Annotated in this window: 13 protein-coding genes and 1 pseudogene; 2 read left to right on the forward strand and 12 right to left on the reverse strand. The window is 52.8% G+C overall.

The genetic code is table 11. The features are described from left to right. The 10 genes and pseudogenes from OXH16_04945 to OXH16_04990 form a co-directional block, all read right to left on the reverse strand. Positions 1 to 709: GPP34 family phosphoprotein (locus OXH16_04945; protein MCY3680721.1), on the reverse strand; the 709-nt coding region annotated here is incomplete at its 3' end. Positions 710 to 847: 138 nt separating this feature from the next. Continuing rightward, a complete protein-coding gene (locus OXH16_04950) occupies positions 848 to 1,714 on the reverse strand; it encodes a phytanoyl-CoA dioxygenase family protein (GenBank protein MCY3680722.1) in 867 nt (288 codons plus the stop codon). A 25-nt stretch (positions 1,715 to 1,739) separates the two neighbouring features. Then, positions 1,740 to 2,108: a DUF86 domain-containing protein gene (locus tag OXH16_04955; protein MCY3680723.1), complete on the reverse strand. Its 369-nt coding sequence runs from the start codon at positions 2,106 to 2,108 to the stop codon at positions 1,740 to 1,742. Then, the gene (locus tag OXH16_04960; protein MCY3680724.1) at positions 2,098 to 2,394 is read right to left on the reverse strand and encodes a nucleotidyltransferase domain-containing protein; all 297 of its coding nucleotides are present in this window, start codon (positions 2,392 to 2,394) and stop codon (positions 2,098 to 2,100) included. Before OXH16_04960 ends, OXH16_04955 begins: the two co-directional genes overlap by 11 nt. Before the next feature lie 88 nt (positions 2,395 to 2,482). Continuing rightward, a complete protein-coding gene (locus OXH16_04965; GenBank protein ID MCY3680725.1) occupies positions 2,483 to 3,457 on the reverse strand; it encodes a Gfo/Idh/MocA family oxidoreductase in 975 nt (324 codons plus the stop codon). Between the two features lie 13 nt (positions 3,458 to 3,470). After that, the gene (locus OXH16_04970) at positions 3,471 to 4,283 is read right to left on the reverse strand and encodes a methyltransferase domain-containing protein (protein MCY3680726.1); all 813 of its coding nucleotides are present in this window, start codon (positions 4,281 to 4,283) and stop codon (positions 3,471 to 3,473) included. Positions 4,284 to 4,410: 127 nt separating this feature from the next. Then, entirely contained in the window at positions 4,411 to 4,851 is a 441-nt protein-coding gene (locus OXH16_04975; protein MCY3680727.1) for a CBS domain-containing protein, read from the reverse strand. A 90-nt stretch (positions 4,852 to 4,941) separates the two neighbouring features. Beyond that, positions 4,942 to 5,952 (reverse strand): annotated as a pseudogene (locus OXH16_04980) (2-oxoacid:ferredoxin oxidoreductase subunit beta). A 12-nt stretch (positions 5,953 to 5,964) separates the two neighbouring features. Next, a complete protein-coding gene (locus tag OXH16_04985; protein MCY3680728.1) occupies positions 5,965 to 7,857 on the reverse strand; it encodes a 2-oxoacid:acceptor oxidoreductase subunit alpha in 1,893 nt (630 codons plus the stop codon). Between the two features lie 18 nt (positions 7,858 to 7,875). Continuing rightward, positions 7,876 to 8,343 (reverse strand): CBS domain-containing protein, encoded by a 468-nt coding sequence (locus tag OXH16_04990; GenBank protein MCY3680729.1) that lies wholly within the window; start codon positions 8,341 to 8,343, stop codon positions 7,876 to 7,878. Positions 8,344 to 8,634: 291 nt separating this feature from the next. Between OXH16_04990 and OXH16_04995 the strand changes: the two genes are divergently transcribed. Both OXH16_04995 and OXH16_05000 read left to right on the forward strand, forming a co-directional pair. Next, entirely contained in the window at positions 8,635 to 9,810 is a 1,176-nt protein-coding gene (locus tag OXH16_04995; GenBank protein MCY3680730.1) for an FIST C-terminal domain-containing protein, read from the forward strand. Positions 9,811 to 10,039: 229 nt separating this feature from the next. Beyond that, positions 10,040 to 13,201, forward strand: a complete 3,162-nt coding sequence (locus OXH16_05000; protein MCY3680731.1) for an efflux RND transporter permease subunit — start codon at positions 10,040 to 10,042, stop codon at positions 13,199 to 13,201. On the opposite strand, the gene OXH16_05005 is transcribed toward OXH16_05000, so the two are convergent. Beyond that, positions 13,202 to 14,548 (reverse strand): sulfatase-like hydrolase/transferase, encoded by a 1,347-nt coding sequence (locus OXH16_05005; protein ID MCY3680732.1) that lies wholly within the window; start codon positions 14,546 to 14,548, stop codon positions 13,202 to 13,204. A gap of 12 nt (positions 14,549 to 14,560) precedes the next feature. Next, a partial coding sequence (locus OXH16_05010; protein ID MCY3680733.1) for a DUF4976 domain-containing protein occupies positions 14,561 to 14,815 on the reverse strand: 255 nt, incomplete at its 5' end.

A 14,815-nucleotide genomic window follows, 5' to 3' on the forward strand; every position in this document is an offset into this window, starting at 1 on the left:
TGCCGATGGCGTTGCCAATAAGCGGCAACCCCGGTGCCTGAGGTATCTCCTTGCGTGGAGTAGGGACAGGGGTAGGAGGCTCATGCTCGCGGATCGCTTTGGTAACCGATTGGCCGATCAGGTCCATTTTTCGAATCAGTTCGATCCGGTCTTGTACCTCCGATAGTTCTGACTGGGATAAAATATTCTTGAAAACGCCGCAGGCATCTGCCAGGCAGATAATGACAATGTCGCGCGGATATGGAATTTCATCGGTGTACAGTACGCGCATAATGCGTAATCGGACTTCTTCTAATGTTTTTCCATCAATGGTTGGATAGCGGCGGGAGCGCGACACCAGGCGCGAGAGGAGAAAGATATCTTCTGACTCAGCTTCCAATATGCCCCGGTTGACCAACCGGGCAAGTGCTTTATCGCGGATTTCGTCGCCCCGTTTGGTCGTTTGTGCGAGCCAATAGTTGGTGTCTCGTGTGTCCGTATCGCGCGCGATGTCGGCAAGGGTGGGATCGAGCAGGTCGTCTTCGAGAGGCGTGGCATCAACTAAATAGAGATGATCGAGGTCGGTATCGATGCGCTCTTCTAAAGCCAAATCCATCAATACGGCACCAGCGAGGACGATGTTCAAAGTGTCTGGTGCAAGACCGGGTGCAAAATCACCTCGATCTTCGTTGTGAAGCATCAGCAGTATTTCTTCAGCAAATCTCAGCATGTATGTGTTTCTATATCTACTATGACGAAAAATCTTTTAAAACTTGCGTTGGCCCTATATAGATGAAGGGCGTGCATAAGCAGACTCCATAAAGGACGATATATAGACTATGGACGATATATAGATTAAGCAATAAAGTCAAGTCCGACGAAAACCGCGTACCATCAATCCGTTTTCGTTTTTTTCTTTTACTGGACGCTTTGACGATTCTGCGCGGTTTTTTGTGGTGGTGCCGCGTATGACGACGTAGTCATCGGCTCTGCGGTAGCGGTGTATGAAGACGGGGCGGGGTTTATCCGAGTGGTTCTGTTTGGAGCCGTGGACGGTTTTGACGTGGAAGAAGATGGCGTCGCCGGGTTGACCGGGTATTGGGAGGGCGCGCTCCCAGGGCCATTCGCGGTCTGCCAGTCCCAGGTGCGAGAAGGTGTCGATGTGGTCGAGTTGTCCCAGTTTGTGAGAGCCGGGGACCACGTGGAGGGCACCGTTGTTGAGGTCGGTGGGGACGACGTAGGTGAGGATGCCTACAGGTCCTTCGTACCGGTGTTCAAAATAGGCCGAGTCCTGGTGCAGGTGTTTGGGATGGCCTCCGACGGGTTCTTTATAGAGGCATTGCCCGTTGCCGTAGAGTTCGATGTTGGGACCGAGGATGGCTTCGACGATGTCGAGGGTGGGCGGGTGAAATGCCGAGCGAAAGAAGGTCGCGCTGGTGTGGTAGTTGATGCCCAGGACCATGATTTGTCGGTCGCGTTCGTAGTTTTCAGGCGCAGGTATAAAGAGGGTGTTGTTGGGTGTGCGCCATCCTTCAGGGATTGCGCTGGCTTGATCGAGGAGGGCGAGGGATTGCCTGGCTGTGGCTTCGATGTCGCGGTGAAGCGCGTCGATGTATTCGTGGAGTAATCCCCGCACGACTATTGCGCCATGCGTTTTGAATGTCTCGGCAGCGCGTTGAAGGTCGATGTCTTTGGCCTGGTAGTCCAGGTCGCTTAGAGTGGTGATTTGGGTCATGATTTTTTTCATTAATGGGAATGGATCATTCGTCAGGTGATTTATTTTTTTGCTCTGCTTCTTCCAATAATTTTACCACATCTGCATAAAGATTATCCAAGTTTTCTTCTATGATTCCCCACACAATTGTGTGATCAACACTATTGTAATCATGCGCGAGAATATTTCTGAATGAGATGATACTGCGATGATCCCGTATTTTATCGAGTATTTGTAGATTATTTCGTTTTATTCTATTCAGGGCTTCACCAATAATTTCGAATTTTCGTTCAACACCACTCTTGAGCAAATCGTCTTCACGATAATCGTCATAGGTTTTGTCCTGGACAAACTTGAGAATTGCCGAGGCCGCATCTTTGATATCGTAGAGATATTTGAGTATCTCAGCCTCCATAGATGTTCACCCTCTCATTAAGGATGCTACGACGAAAGTAAGGGTTCTTGAGTCCGTTGAACGTAAGGAGATCAACATTGCATTTTAATTCATCTTCAAGATGGTGAAGGAGTCCAAAAAATCTTTTTGAAGGGTGTATAGTAGGATTTTCAAACTCCACTATTAAATCCACATCACTGTCAGTAGTTCCTTTGCCTTGGCTCAGAGATCCAAAAAGATCTAATCTTTTTACTCCAAATTCTCGACACGCTGGACTGGCGATTTTTTTTATTTGGTTTATTGTCATTGTCAAGCCCTCTAAATTTTATAATCAAATATACTTTGACCTTCATGATACGCGAAACAACGCAGACTGTCACGCATATTTTGTGCTTTTACAGAAGTTCTGAGAGGGTCACGCGGCGATTTTCTTGCATTGATCGTTCGGCTGCGAGACCGATTAGCGCGGCGTTGATGGCCGTACGGGCGTCGGTTTGCCAGTTGCCATTGTGGATGTCGTTGAGGAATTGGGTTTGGATTGTGATGTCCGATGGTTCGGCTGCGGGCAGGTCGTGTTCGCCTGATTTTGTCGAGAGGTGCCAGCCATCGCCTCTGTTGATGAGCGTCCCGTCTGTCATGACAATACGGCGATATTCTTCGGCATTGGAAATTTCGATGCCTCCGGCCCAGTTCCATTGCCCAATACCGCCGTTTTCAAAACCGACTGTGACAGAATTTGCAAAGCTGTCGTAGGTGCTGTCATCGCGCAGATTTTCATAGTGGGCTGCGGCTTCAATCCAGGTGGCGGGACCAAAACAATCGACGATTGGATAGATATTATAGACAAAAAAGAGGGCTGGTGGACCCGATATGGAAATATTAAAGAGGATTTCAGGACGTTGACCGCGGCCCGGGGTGAGGCGGGTGAATAGTGCGGTTATGAGATTTCCCGTTTGGGCTGTTTGTCGTTTGAGTGTCCGGTGAGAGGGCGAGAGTACTTCGTTGTGGCCCACGCGGAGGACGCGGGATGAGTGGTCAATTTTGGAAAGCAATTGCCGCGCTTCATCGATATTGCGCGCTGCGGGATATTCGGTAAAAACGTGTTTGTTTGCATCGAGCGCGGCCAGGGCGATTTCGCTGTGGGTATCGTTGTAGGTGCATATTGCGATGGCGTCGATGTCGTCGCGTTTGAGCATTTCCCGATAGGTCGGCAAGTAATCTATACTGTGCTTGTTGGCAAGCGCTGGCCCGGTTTCTATGTTTCGCGCAGCAATGGCAACGAGTTCAAAGCCGTCTGTTTGGGAAAAGCTCTGGGCGTGGCGACTCGCCATACCGCCTGAGCCGATGATACCAATGCGAATGTCGTTCATTTTTCCTCCAAACTTAGACCTTGACGCCAATTACGCCGGTCATTGATGGCGATGAAATAGTGGCTTGTGGGTCGCGGGCATTTGTTTGCCATTCTTCCCAGTGCGCCGCGCAATCTTCTTCGCGCAATGCGCCGCATGCCACGAGTTCAGGCAAATACATGCGCAGGAAATCTTCTATCCAGCACCAGATGCGGTTGCCCGGGCGGGCAATGCCGCCGATAGGAACGACTTCCGCGACTTCCAGGCCACAACATTCCATGAGTTGGGGCAGTTTATCGCCGATTTTGAGTCCATCGCCGAAGCTCCTGTGTACCGCCTGTAGCACGCGCTGCAAGTGGGGGTATTGGATCTGGGCGACAAATGCCCCATAAGCGCAGTAATCCATAACGAGCAGACGACCGCCCCTTTTAAGCGTGCGGGCTACCTGCTCAATCACCTTTTGTGGCTCTTCTATGAAGCAGAGTAGCCAACGGGCGAACGCAGCGTCTATAGAAGCGGCTGGCAGGTCAAGGGTGCGGACATCCGCTACGACGACCTCGATTTGCGTTATACTGGCTGATGCAGCGCGGTGTCGGAGAATATCCGCGAATTTTTTTGATCCATCCACGGCCAGAACGCGCCCATCTGCACCCACGCGCTCGGCCAGTTCTAAACTCGTAAAGCCCGGGCCACAACCGAGGTCGAGAATCGTTTGTCCAGCGCGAAAGGAGGCGCGATCCCACAAGTCTGTGGTTTTAGCTCGCCATGTATTGTGTTGCGCTTGCAAGCGGTGCAGTTCAGCGTCATTTGTTCCCAACAGATAGTCGCGTTCGGCAGCGGTGCTCACGGCGTGTTTCCTTCTTTTATGTGCTGGCAGTCGGCAACGCCGATAATGCCAGCGGTCATTTTTTTTCAACAAAAAAGAGTCCGCAAGCACCTCGCGGACTCTTTTTGCGCGGTGATGTTGACGCGCGTTAATTGGGCGATATGCCGTCTGAGAAGAGGCCGCCGGTGAATTTGAGCATGACTTTGAAGGATGCCAGGCCCACGGGACGCCCATCGGGATCTACAATGGGTATGTGGCGGAAGCCGTGCAGAGACATCAGGTGCAGGAGATGACCGATGGGATCAGATGTTTTCAATGCGGTGGGGTCTTTGGTCATCAGGCTATCGACCGTTATTTTTGTCAGGTCTATATCGCGTCCGGCAACTTTTTCAAAGAGATCGCCCTGTGCGAATATGCCGCGCAACAAGCCCTGTTTGTCAACGACCAGCAAACACCCCAGATTTTTGCTGCGCATGGTCTCGACGGCATCGGCTACCGAGGTCTCAGCGGATACGCATTCGGGGGCTGGCAGGTCGAGGGATGAGATCGGATCGTAGAGCAGTTGTTGAAGCGCGGTGCGCGGTGCCATGGGGTCTTCTTGTTCGATATCGGGAATGATGTTCGATGTGGGCAATTCTTCGTGGACTTCTTGCACGGTTTCGGCGTCGGGGCCTTCGGGAACAATCCAGGTGTCTGTCGCGTGATACAGTGCATTGAGGTCGCCTGCGCCGCGTTCTTCAACCGCCTGGCGACCCTGTGCGATGATTTGCTCTTCGTAAATTGGACGTTCGACACAACGGAATACGCCGAATGGTACGGGATAGTCCGGATGTGTGAGGCGGCTGAGTAAATACGCATGGGCTGGATTGTCCAGGGTTTCGTCGTGTGTGAGCAAGTCGCTTTCCGACACACCATTGCCCAGGGTCACGACTTCGGGCGCGAGTCCATTGACGCGGATGCCTTTGTCGCGGTCTTTGCCAAAAATGATGGGTTGGCCGTGTTCCAGAATGACGGTCTGATCGTCTTTGACATCTGCCTCAGTGGCAAAAAACCAGGCACCGTCGTTGTAGATATTGCAGTTCTGGTAAATTTCGACAAAGGACGTGCCGCGGTGTTCGGTGGCGCGTTTGAGGATCTCGGCCATGTGCTTGGTGTTGCGGTCAACACTGCGGGCGACAAAGGTGGCTTCGGCTGCCAGGGCAACGGATATGGCATTGAAGTCCTGTTCCACAGAGCCCATGGGCGACGAATAGGTGCGCGTGCCCGGCGGCGATGTAGGTGAGTATTGTCCTTTGGTGAGGCCGTAGATCGCATTGTTGAAGAGTATGATGTTGAGATCGACGTTGCGACGCAGCACATGCAACAGGTGATTGCCGCCTATGGATAGGCTGTCGCCATCGCCGGTGATTACCCATACGTGGAGGTCGGGATTGGCCACTTTGAGGCCAGTCGCTACGGTTGCTGCGCGACCGTGAATGGTGTGCAGACCGTACGTGTTCATGTAATAGGGGAAGCGGCTGGAGCAACCGATGCCCGATATAAAGACCATATCTTCCCGCGCAATGCCCATTTCGGGCAACACGCGCTGCATCTGTGCGAGGATGGCGTAATCACCACAACCGGGGCACCAGCGCACTTCCTGGTCGGATACGAAGTCTTTTCGCGTCAGTGTTTCAATAGCGTCTGCCATGTTTGGAATCCTCTATAACGATGCGCTCTTTGGAGCACCCAGTATTTCGTCAATTTTGTCGGCGATTTCTGTAATTTTGAAGGGCAATCCCTGAACTTTATTGAAGGGGACGATGACCTGTGTGGGATATTTGGCCTGGAGTAGCAAAGACAACTGTCCCATGTTGAGTTCGGGCACGAGTACGGTTTTGTAACTCGATAGTATCGCGCCCAGATTTTTGGGGAATGGGTTGAGATAGCGCAGATGCGCTGCGGCAACCGAATAGCCCTGCTGTCGCATTCGGCGCACTGCTGAGCGGATCGCACCATAAGTACATCCCCAGCCCAGGACGAGCAGATCGCCCGATTTGGGACCCATGACGTGTTGGAGTGGTATGCGGTCGGCGATGCGCGCCAGGCGTTCGGCGCGTATGTTCGCCATGTGCTGGTTGTCATCCGGGTCATAGGATACATTGCCCGTGCCGTCTTCTTTGCCCAGTCCACCCAGTCTGTGTTCAAGGCCCGGCGTGCCCGGCAATACCCAGGGGCGAGATAGGGTTTTTGGATCTCGGAGATAGGGCAAGAAGCCCTCGGGATCGGTTCTGTGCTCGGTCTGTATGGTCGGAATATCATCCGGATCGGGAATTTTCCACGGTTCAGCACTGGTGTTGAGGTATCCATCGGAGAGGAAAATAACCGGGCTCATGGTTTCAACGGCGATGCGAAACGCTTCGATGATCATGTCAAAGCAGTCTGAGGGCGTGGCCGGTGAAACAATGGGGATGGGACTGTCGCCATTGCGACCAAACATGCATTGGAGCAGGTCCGATTGCTCTGTTTTGGTGGGCATACCCGTGCTGGGACCGCCGCGCTGAAAGTCGCAGATAACGAGGGGCAATTCCATCATCAGGGCGAGGTTCATGGCTTCGCTTTTCAGTGCGATGCCGGGACCACTGGTGCCCGTGGCGGCAAACGCGCCGCCGAAAGCAGCGCCAATGACTGAGCCCAATGCGGAAATTTCATCTTCTGCTTGAAAGGTTCGCACGTCAAAATTTTTCAATGCGGCCAATTCTTCGAGCACTGCGCTGGCAGGCGTGATGGGATAGCTGCCGTAAAAGAGGGTTTTGCCCGCTTTGTGAGCCGCGGTGACCATGCCTATTGCCGTGGCCTGTGTACCTGTGACGGCGCGATAAGTGCCCGGTGAGACGACAGCTTTTTTGACCTGGTACTGAACCTGAAATTCTTCGACTGTTTCGCCAAAGTTGTAGCCGGCTTTCAGGGTGCTGACGTTGCCGTCGATGATTTCGTCTTTGCCCTGAAATTTCTTTTCGAGCATGCGAATGGTCGGCTCGATTGGGCGGTCAAATATCCAGTAGGACAGGCCCAGTGCAAAGAAGTTTTTCATCATGTCAATCTGGCGATTGCTCAGGCCCTCAACGTGTGCGACAGCTTCTTTGTGCAGCGTGGTGAGGGGTACTTTGACTACGCGGTAATTGGAGAGATCATTGCCTTCGAGGGGGTCGCCGTCGTATCCGGCTTTGCGCAGGTTGTTGCGCGTGAAGTTGTCTGTGTTGGCAATGACGATACCGCCGTCTGGGAGGTCGTTGATATTGGCTTTGAGTGCTGCCGGGTTCATCGCAACGAGGACTTGAGGCTCGTCGCCGGGGGTGTATATGTCTTCGCTGGATATGTGGATTTGAAATCCGCTAACGCCGGGCAATGTGCCAGCGGGCGCGCGGATTTCAGCGGGAAAGTCCGGCAGGGTACTGATGTCATTGCCGACAATTGCCGAGGTGTTGGCAAATTCTTTGCCGATGAGCTGACTGCCATCGCCGGAATCACCTGCAAAGCGAATGGCAATGGATTCGATTTCGGACAGTTCAAAAAGCGCCGATTCGGCCGTTTCTTCGATGTCTATTTCGGCCATAAATCCTCCTGAAGTATTTTAGGCACCAGCCCGAGCGCTGGCAAAGTGGTCGGGGGTTGGCGGTAGGTTGTAGATTTCTTCTGGGAAGTGATCGCTCATGTATTTGATGATGGCATAGTGTGTCAGTGTGCCCAGGACGCGCCCGTCTGCATCTACAACGGGCATGTAGCGGTGGGGCTTGTCGCTCATAAATCGGATGGCTTCGATTAGTGTGGTATCCGATTGCAGGGTGAGCGGATCGGGGGTCATGATCGCTTCTATAGGCTCGTTGATTACTTCGGATTGATCGATCACGCGGCGGGCAATATCGTGCGCTGTAAAAATGCCGATCAGTTTGCCATGGTCCATGACCAGCGCGCATTTGCGCTGACTATTCTGCATTTTGGCGATGACCTGGCCAACGGGATTGTCTTTTTTTACTTCGACGTAAAAAGAGAGATCGACGTGTTTTACTGTGTCGTTGTGGAGGCTGTGATTCAGATTCATTGGGAAGGCTCTTTGGGGTGCTTTTAAAGGGGTTTAGAGCTATAATTTTAGAGCAATTTAATATAAGGTATTTACATGGGTGTGGCAAGTATTGTTCTAATAATAAAGCAAGGAGAGCAAATCCAATACGTTTGCTAAAAAAGATCGGTTCGGAAATTGTTTGATCTGCGGTTTTTTGCCTCTATATTGAGAATCAGCGAATCAACGAATCAACGAACCTCGCCCATCCTCCCAAAATCGGTGTGTTCGCTATTCGTCTATTCGTCTATTCGCGCTTCTTATGGAGAAGATATGCTGCGATCCGGGGCTGGACATTCAAATGATGCCGATGGCATGTACGCGGTTGATGCCGCTTTGTCTGAAGCTTTGAAGGGTATGGGCGATGCCGCTGTTGATGCTGCGTTTCTTTTTTTGACCTATCACCACATGGGCGATGCGGCTGCCATGGTCGATGTTGTTATTGATCGGGTGGAGACAGAGGCTGTATTTGGATGCAGTGGCATGGGCGTTTTGACGGATGCCCGAGAAAATGATCGCGAGCCAGGGGTGGCTGTGCTGGTGTTGGGGGGAGACCATCTTGAAGTAACACCTCTTGTGGCTGAGGGTGACGATGCAGGGGTTCGTATTGGCGAGCAGATGGTAGTTCAGGGAACAGAGGATGCGTTGCTGGTGCTTATGTGTGGGATTTACGCCAATCCGGCGGTCTGTCTGGAACAGATTGCCGAGGTGGCTGGCGATGTGCCCATTGTGGGAGGCGTTGCATCGGGCAATCCGTGGCCGTGGGGATCGGCGTCGCCTCAGACATTGCAATGGTGTGGCCGGTGGATTGGTGAACACGGCGTGGTGGGGGCGTTGATGACGGGGGTCAAGGTGGCTACGGGAGTGGCACAAGGTTGCCAGCCGTTTGGGCAGGCTTATGCGATTACCAGAGCCGAGGGCAATGTGATTCATCAGATTGCATTTGTTCCGGCTATTGATGCGCTGAAGGAGGCACTCAATACGCTTTCGGCAGAGGAGAGGGCCGATTTGCGCAACAATATTTTTGTGGGTCTGGCGATGGATGAATACGCAATTGAACGGGGACGAGGTGATTTTTTAATTCGCAGTCTGACGCATATCGACGAGCATTCGGGCGCAATTGCGGTTAATGAACAGGTGTCTGTGGGGCAGACCATTCAATTTAATCGGCGCACGCCCCATGCAGGGCACGAGGATATGGTGAAGGTGATGCAGGAGTTGCGGCAGTCTGTCGGGCGCCCGTCCAATACATGTGGTTTGTATTTTAACTGTATGGGACGCGGATTTGGGCTTTACGGACAGCCCGATCACGATGTTCTGGTGATTCGAAAACACCTGGGCGCTTTTCCGATGGCTGGCTTTTTTGGCAATTCAGAACTGGCACCTGTGGGTGGGCGCAATTTTGTGCATAGCTATACGGGCGCGCTGGCACTGATTTGGGAGGGGTAAAGAAGCGCCTGCGCCCATCAAAAAGGGCAGACCCATCGGTCTGGCCTATCCATATCAGAGGTATTTTACACAACCCATTTAATAATGGGTTTTTCTTTTTTCTCCTTATTGAAGTAGGATGCATCTCGGAAGTTGATGTAAATGGCATGGTTGCGAAACTTTTGGATGTATTACTTTGTCGGATGAATAGATAGGTCAGAAAATCCGCCCTGGACTAAGGAGAAATGCCTTGAAAACCCATTCTTCTTTTTTGCCGCGCATCTCGGTCACGCGTCCGGTGATGGTCACGGTGACGCTTGTGGCGTTGCTGGTGGTGGGTCTGGTGTCTTATGTTCGACTTCAATCGCAGGCCTTCCCCAGTGGCTGGGAAAACCGATGGCTCTGGGTCGGGGTAGATTTTCCGGGCCTGGCGCCCCAGGAGATTGACAGGCAAATTCGAAGGCCCGTTGAGGAGCACATCCGCACGGTGAAGGGGGTCAGAGGCTTTGAAAGTTTCGCAAGTTCTCAGTGGGGCCTGTGGATGGGGGTCTGGCTGCGGGAAGATGCAAATATGCAACTGGCTTATAATCAACTGGTGGATCGCCTGGACCGGGCGAAGATCGACCTGCCCGAGGAGGTGCGGGATCACACCTTTGTGTGGAAGTGGAATCCAGATACCGACATGGAGGTGATGTGGGTGGGGGTGGCACTGCCCGATGGGGTAGAAGATCCGTATTATTTTTCCGATCTCCACATCAAAAGGCCCCTGGAGCGACTGGAAGGGGTAGCTCAGGTGCAGTTGTGGGGGGTGAATCGCAACGAGGTACTGGTGGAGATCGATGTGGAAAAGATGGTGACGCGAGGGGTGCAGCCCTTCCAACTGGTGATGGGGCTGCGATCAGACAATTTCTCGCTCACAGGAGGCTATGTCCAGGAAGGTGGCAAGAAATTTTTCGTCCGCTCCATGGCGAAATACCACAGCCTGTCGGAGATAGAAAATATCCTGATCCCAACCCAGGACAGCGAAGTTCGCTTAAAAGATGTGGCCCGAGTGGCTTACGATGTGCCCGATCGGCAGTGGTATCAGCGCATCGACGGCAAGCCCGCCATCAATCTTGGCGTGTTTCGGGAACCCGGCGAAAATTTGGTGGATGTGTGCAACCGGGTCCAGGCCGCTTTAGACCAGATTGAGAGCAGAACGGATATCGAATTTGACGCTTTTTTTAACCAGGGCAAGGTGGTCGGAGAGTCGATCCGCAATCTGCGGAACACCGGCCTATGGGGTGGGTTTTTCGCCGCGCTGGTGCTGCTGTTATTCCTCAGGTCTATGCGCATGACCGCGTTGATCACGCTGGCTATTCCGCTTTGTTTGATGATCACGACGACGGCGTTGTATTTTGTGGGATGGACGCTCAATCTCTTCACGATGATGGGGCTGATGGTGGGGGTGGGGATGGTGGTCGATAATGCGATTGTGATTGTTGAAAATATCTACCGGAGGCGGGCGAAGGGTGACGCGCCCCACGAAGCGTCTATTGGTGGTGCCAGTGAGGTGGGGCTGGCCATTACAATGGCCACCTTAACCACCGTGGTCGTTTTTTTGCCCCTGATCTTAATGAGTGGAAGCAGGAACCTCACCTTCCAACTCGCCCGCATCGGAATGCCTGTGGTGGTGGCGCTTGTCGGGTCTTTGTTTGTCGCCCTGTTATTTATCCCACTTGCGGCCAAGCGATTTGGCGGGCGCGATATTAAGGCAGACCTGAGGGTGATTCGCTGGATGCGAGACACTTATCACCGCATGTTATCCTGGACCGTGACGCACCGGCGAGATACGACCTTGATTGTGGTGGGGATGATGGCCACCATGCTTTATCCGCTGGAAAAGGTGAAGACGGCCAACGCGGGCGGATTTAATCTCAATGAGGTCTATGTTCGGGCCTATCCGCCGCCTTTTTTCACCTTTGAGGATATCAGCAAGCTGGGGGCCGAATACGAGGCCTATTTTGAAGCCAGACGGGAACTCTATGGGGTTCGAACGATCCGGCTGAGTTACTGGAAAACGGGTCTGCGTATCCAGGCTTTTCTCCATCATCAGGACGCCGAGGAATGGTGGTACACGGTTTATCGAGATACGAGGGCGAAAATTGGCTTTCCTCTGGATCAGCGCATGAGCAAAAAGGATGTGATCAAAGATATGAAGGAGAATTTCCCCAAGCATGTGGGCGTCCGAAGGTCTGTGAATACCAACAATTCACAGGCGGTGAACACCGATGCCAATATCAAGGTATTTCTCTACGGTGAAGATCAGGAGGGGCTGATCCCCCTGGTGGAGGAGGCGGAACGTCGGCTACAGACCATCCCTGAGATTGTGAACATCGAAAACGATCTGGAGCGGGCCGAACCAGAGGTGCAGGTCGTGATCAATCGGGAGCGGGCTAAAAAATACGGGGTTAATGCGCAGGAAGTGGGGCAGAGTATCGGATTTCAACTTCGTGGGACCTTTCTGCCGCGTTACACGTCGGACGACCGGGAAGTGGAAGTTCGGCTCCGGTTGCGAGAGATGGATCGGCAGCAGGTGGCGCAGTTGAAAAATTATATGTTTACCTCCAGGGACGGGCAGAGTATTCCCCTGTCCGCCTTTGCTTCATTCAAGGTGACCGAAGGGCCAGGGACCATTCGGCGGATTGACGGAAAGATGCGAATTAGGCTGAAGTGTTTTACCATGGAGGATGATCTAAAGACGCTCTTCACAGATATTGATCGGGTGATGGACGGCATGTCGCTTCCCTATGGGTATAGCTGGGATCGGGGTACGGAGGGACAGCGGTATCGAGAAGAAAATGACATGATGAATTTTGCAATCTTTCTGGCCATCATCTTCGTATTTTTGCTCATGGGGGTGCTCTTCGAATCCATTATTCTGCCTTTTTCAGTGTTGCTGGCTGTCCCGTTTTCTTTTCTGGGGGTCTATTGGACGCTCTACTTGTGGGATACAGCGATGAATCCGATGGCGCAGGTGGGACTTATTGTATTGATTGGGGTCGTGGTGAACAATGCCATTGTGCTGGTGGATATGATTAATCGACTTCGCGCGGAGGGGATGGCACGTGACGAGGCCATTCTGGAAGCCGGGTTTAATCGGTTCCGGCCGATTTTGATGACGACGTTTACCACGGTGTTTGGTTTGATGCCTATGGCACTGGGGAACAGTTCTATGCTGGGGACACCTTACGCGCCTCTGGGTCGCACCATGATGGGTGGGCTGCTCTGTTCTACGCTTCTCACTCTGTTTGTGGTGCCGCTTTTCTACACCTTTCTGGACGATCTGCGGGGGCTATTGCGACAGGTCGCGGTGATGACTTTTCCACGAGCTCGATCCACTGGAGGAATGGACGCGCAGGCGGCCGACTAATTATCCGATTCGCCCCGCTTTGGAGCGTCCCCCACGCCACAGGTCGTACTGGGGGTCTGCATACTGGTCGAAGAAGTTCTGGATGCGGTTGCGACATTCGTTGATGACTGTTGTGTGGGAGCGGTTCGCCAGGTTGTTGCGTTCTCCTGGGTCGGTCTGCATATCGTATAGCTCATCCGGGCCATCTGGGTGACGCCAGGTGTATTTCCAGCGGTCATTTCGCACCAGGCGCATGTTTTCAAATTCGTGGAATATTTCATTATTCCAGGTCATTTCTTTTCCTATAAGTGCTGGGGCATAACTTGTGCCGGGGAGATTGGGGTTGTCGGCGATCCGTTCCCGCAATTCCAGATGGTCCAGTACGGAGGGGAAGAAGTCGTAGTTGCATGTTCGCCCTTCAAATATCCTGCCCGACGGTATCCGTCCGGGCTGGCGGAATATCAGTGGGATGTGGATGGTTTCTTCAAATGTATGTAGTGGTCGGGCGTGGTCTCCCATGCCCCACATTCCGTGGTGTCCGCCACACCAGCCCTGATCTGCTGTGAAAATTACCAGTGTGTCTTCTTCCAGGCCGTATTCTTTTAGGGCGTTTGTTATTTCGCCTACCCCGTCATCTACTCCGCTTACCGCTGCGGCATATCCGCGAATGCTTACCGGGTTGTTGATCATGTCCCGATTGCTGCGCAGCCAGGGATGTACTGGTTCTCTGGGGAAGCTCGGCAGTTCTTTGTCCGCGTAATATTCGGTATGTTGGTTGAGATGTGTTTCCAGCATGCTTGTTCCCAGGCCATAGGGACCGTTGTACGCTACGTAGAGGAAGAATGGTTGGTGGTGGTTTTGTTGCAGGAAGTCCAGGGCGTGTTCTGTTATGGCTTCGGTTGTGTATCGCGGTTCGGTATAAACGCGGTTCTGCCAGATCCATTCGTCGTCGTAAAATGTGGTGGTGTGTCCCTTTGGCCGGGTAAACCAGTATGAGAATCCTTCCTGGGGCCGCAGGCTGTCTCCGAGGTGCCATTTTCCGCTCAGTCCGCATACATAGCCCGCATCTGCCATGACGCGGGGGAGGTTTGCAAATTCGCGAATGGTGCAGTACGCGTCTGGTCCCATTTGAGCGTCTGGTTTTTCTCCGCCGAGGTAACAGTGTACGCCGTGCTGAGAGGGGATCAGTCCGGTCATGAATGTGGCGCGGCTGGGCGAGCAGACAGAGTTTACGCAATAGGCGTTTGAGAACCGAATTCCCTCATTTGCGAGTCTGTCGATGTTGGGGGTTCGGATGTCCGGATTGCCATAACAGCCCAGGGTCCACGCCCCCTGGTTGTCGGTCATGATGAATACTACGTTAGACATTAAAGATTCCTCTTACACGTCTTTCTCATATCGCTCATCTCCCACTTCGTCCTGCAAGCGGTGGAGTTCGTCTTTTAGTTCGGCGACTATTTCTGCGTATTCTGGATTGTGATAGACGCTGTTCAGTTCATACGGGTCTTTGTCCAGGTCAAATAATTCCCATTCTGGTTCTCGGGCGTCGTCCGAGGCGCCTTCGTGTCCACATCCGTCGGCGTAATAGTAGATGAGGTTGTGCCGGTGCGTTCTGACTCCGTCGTGTGCGTAGAG

It is taken from the genome of Gemmatimonadota bacterium (genome assembly GCA_026705765.1).
GTDB lineage: Bacteria > Latescibacterota > UBA2968 > UBA2968 > UBA2968 > VXRD01.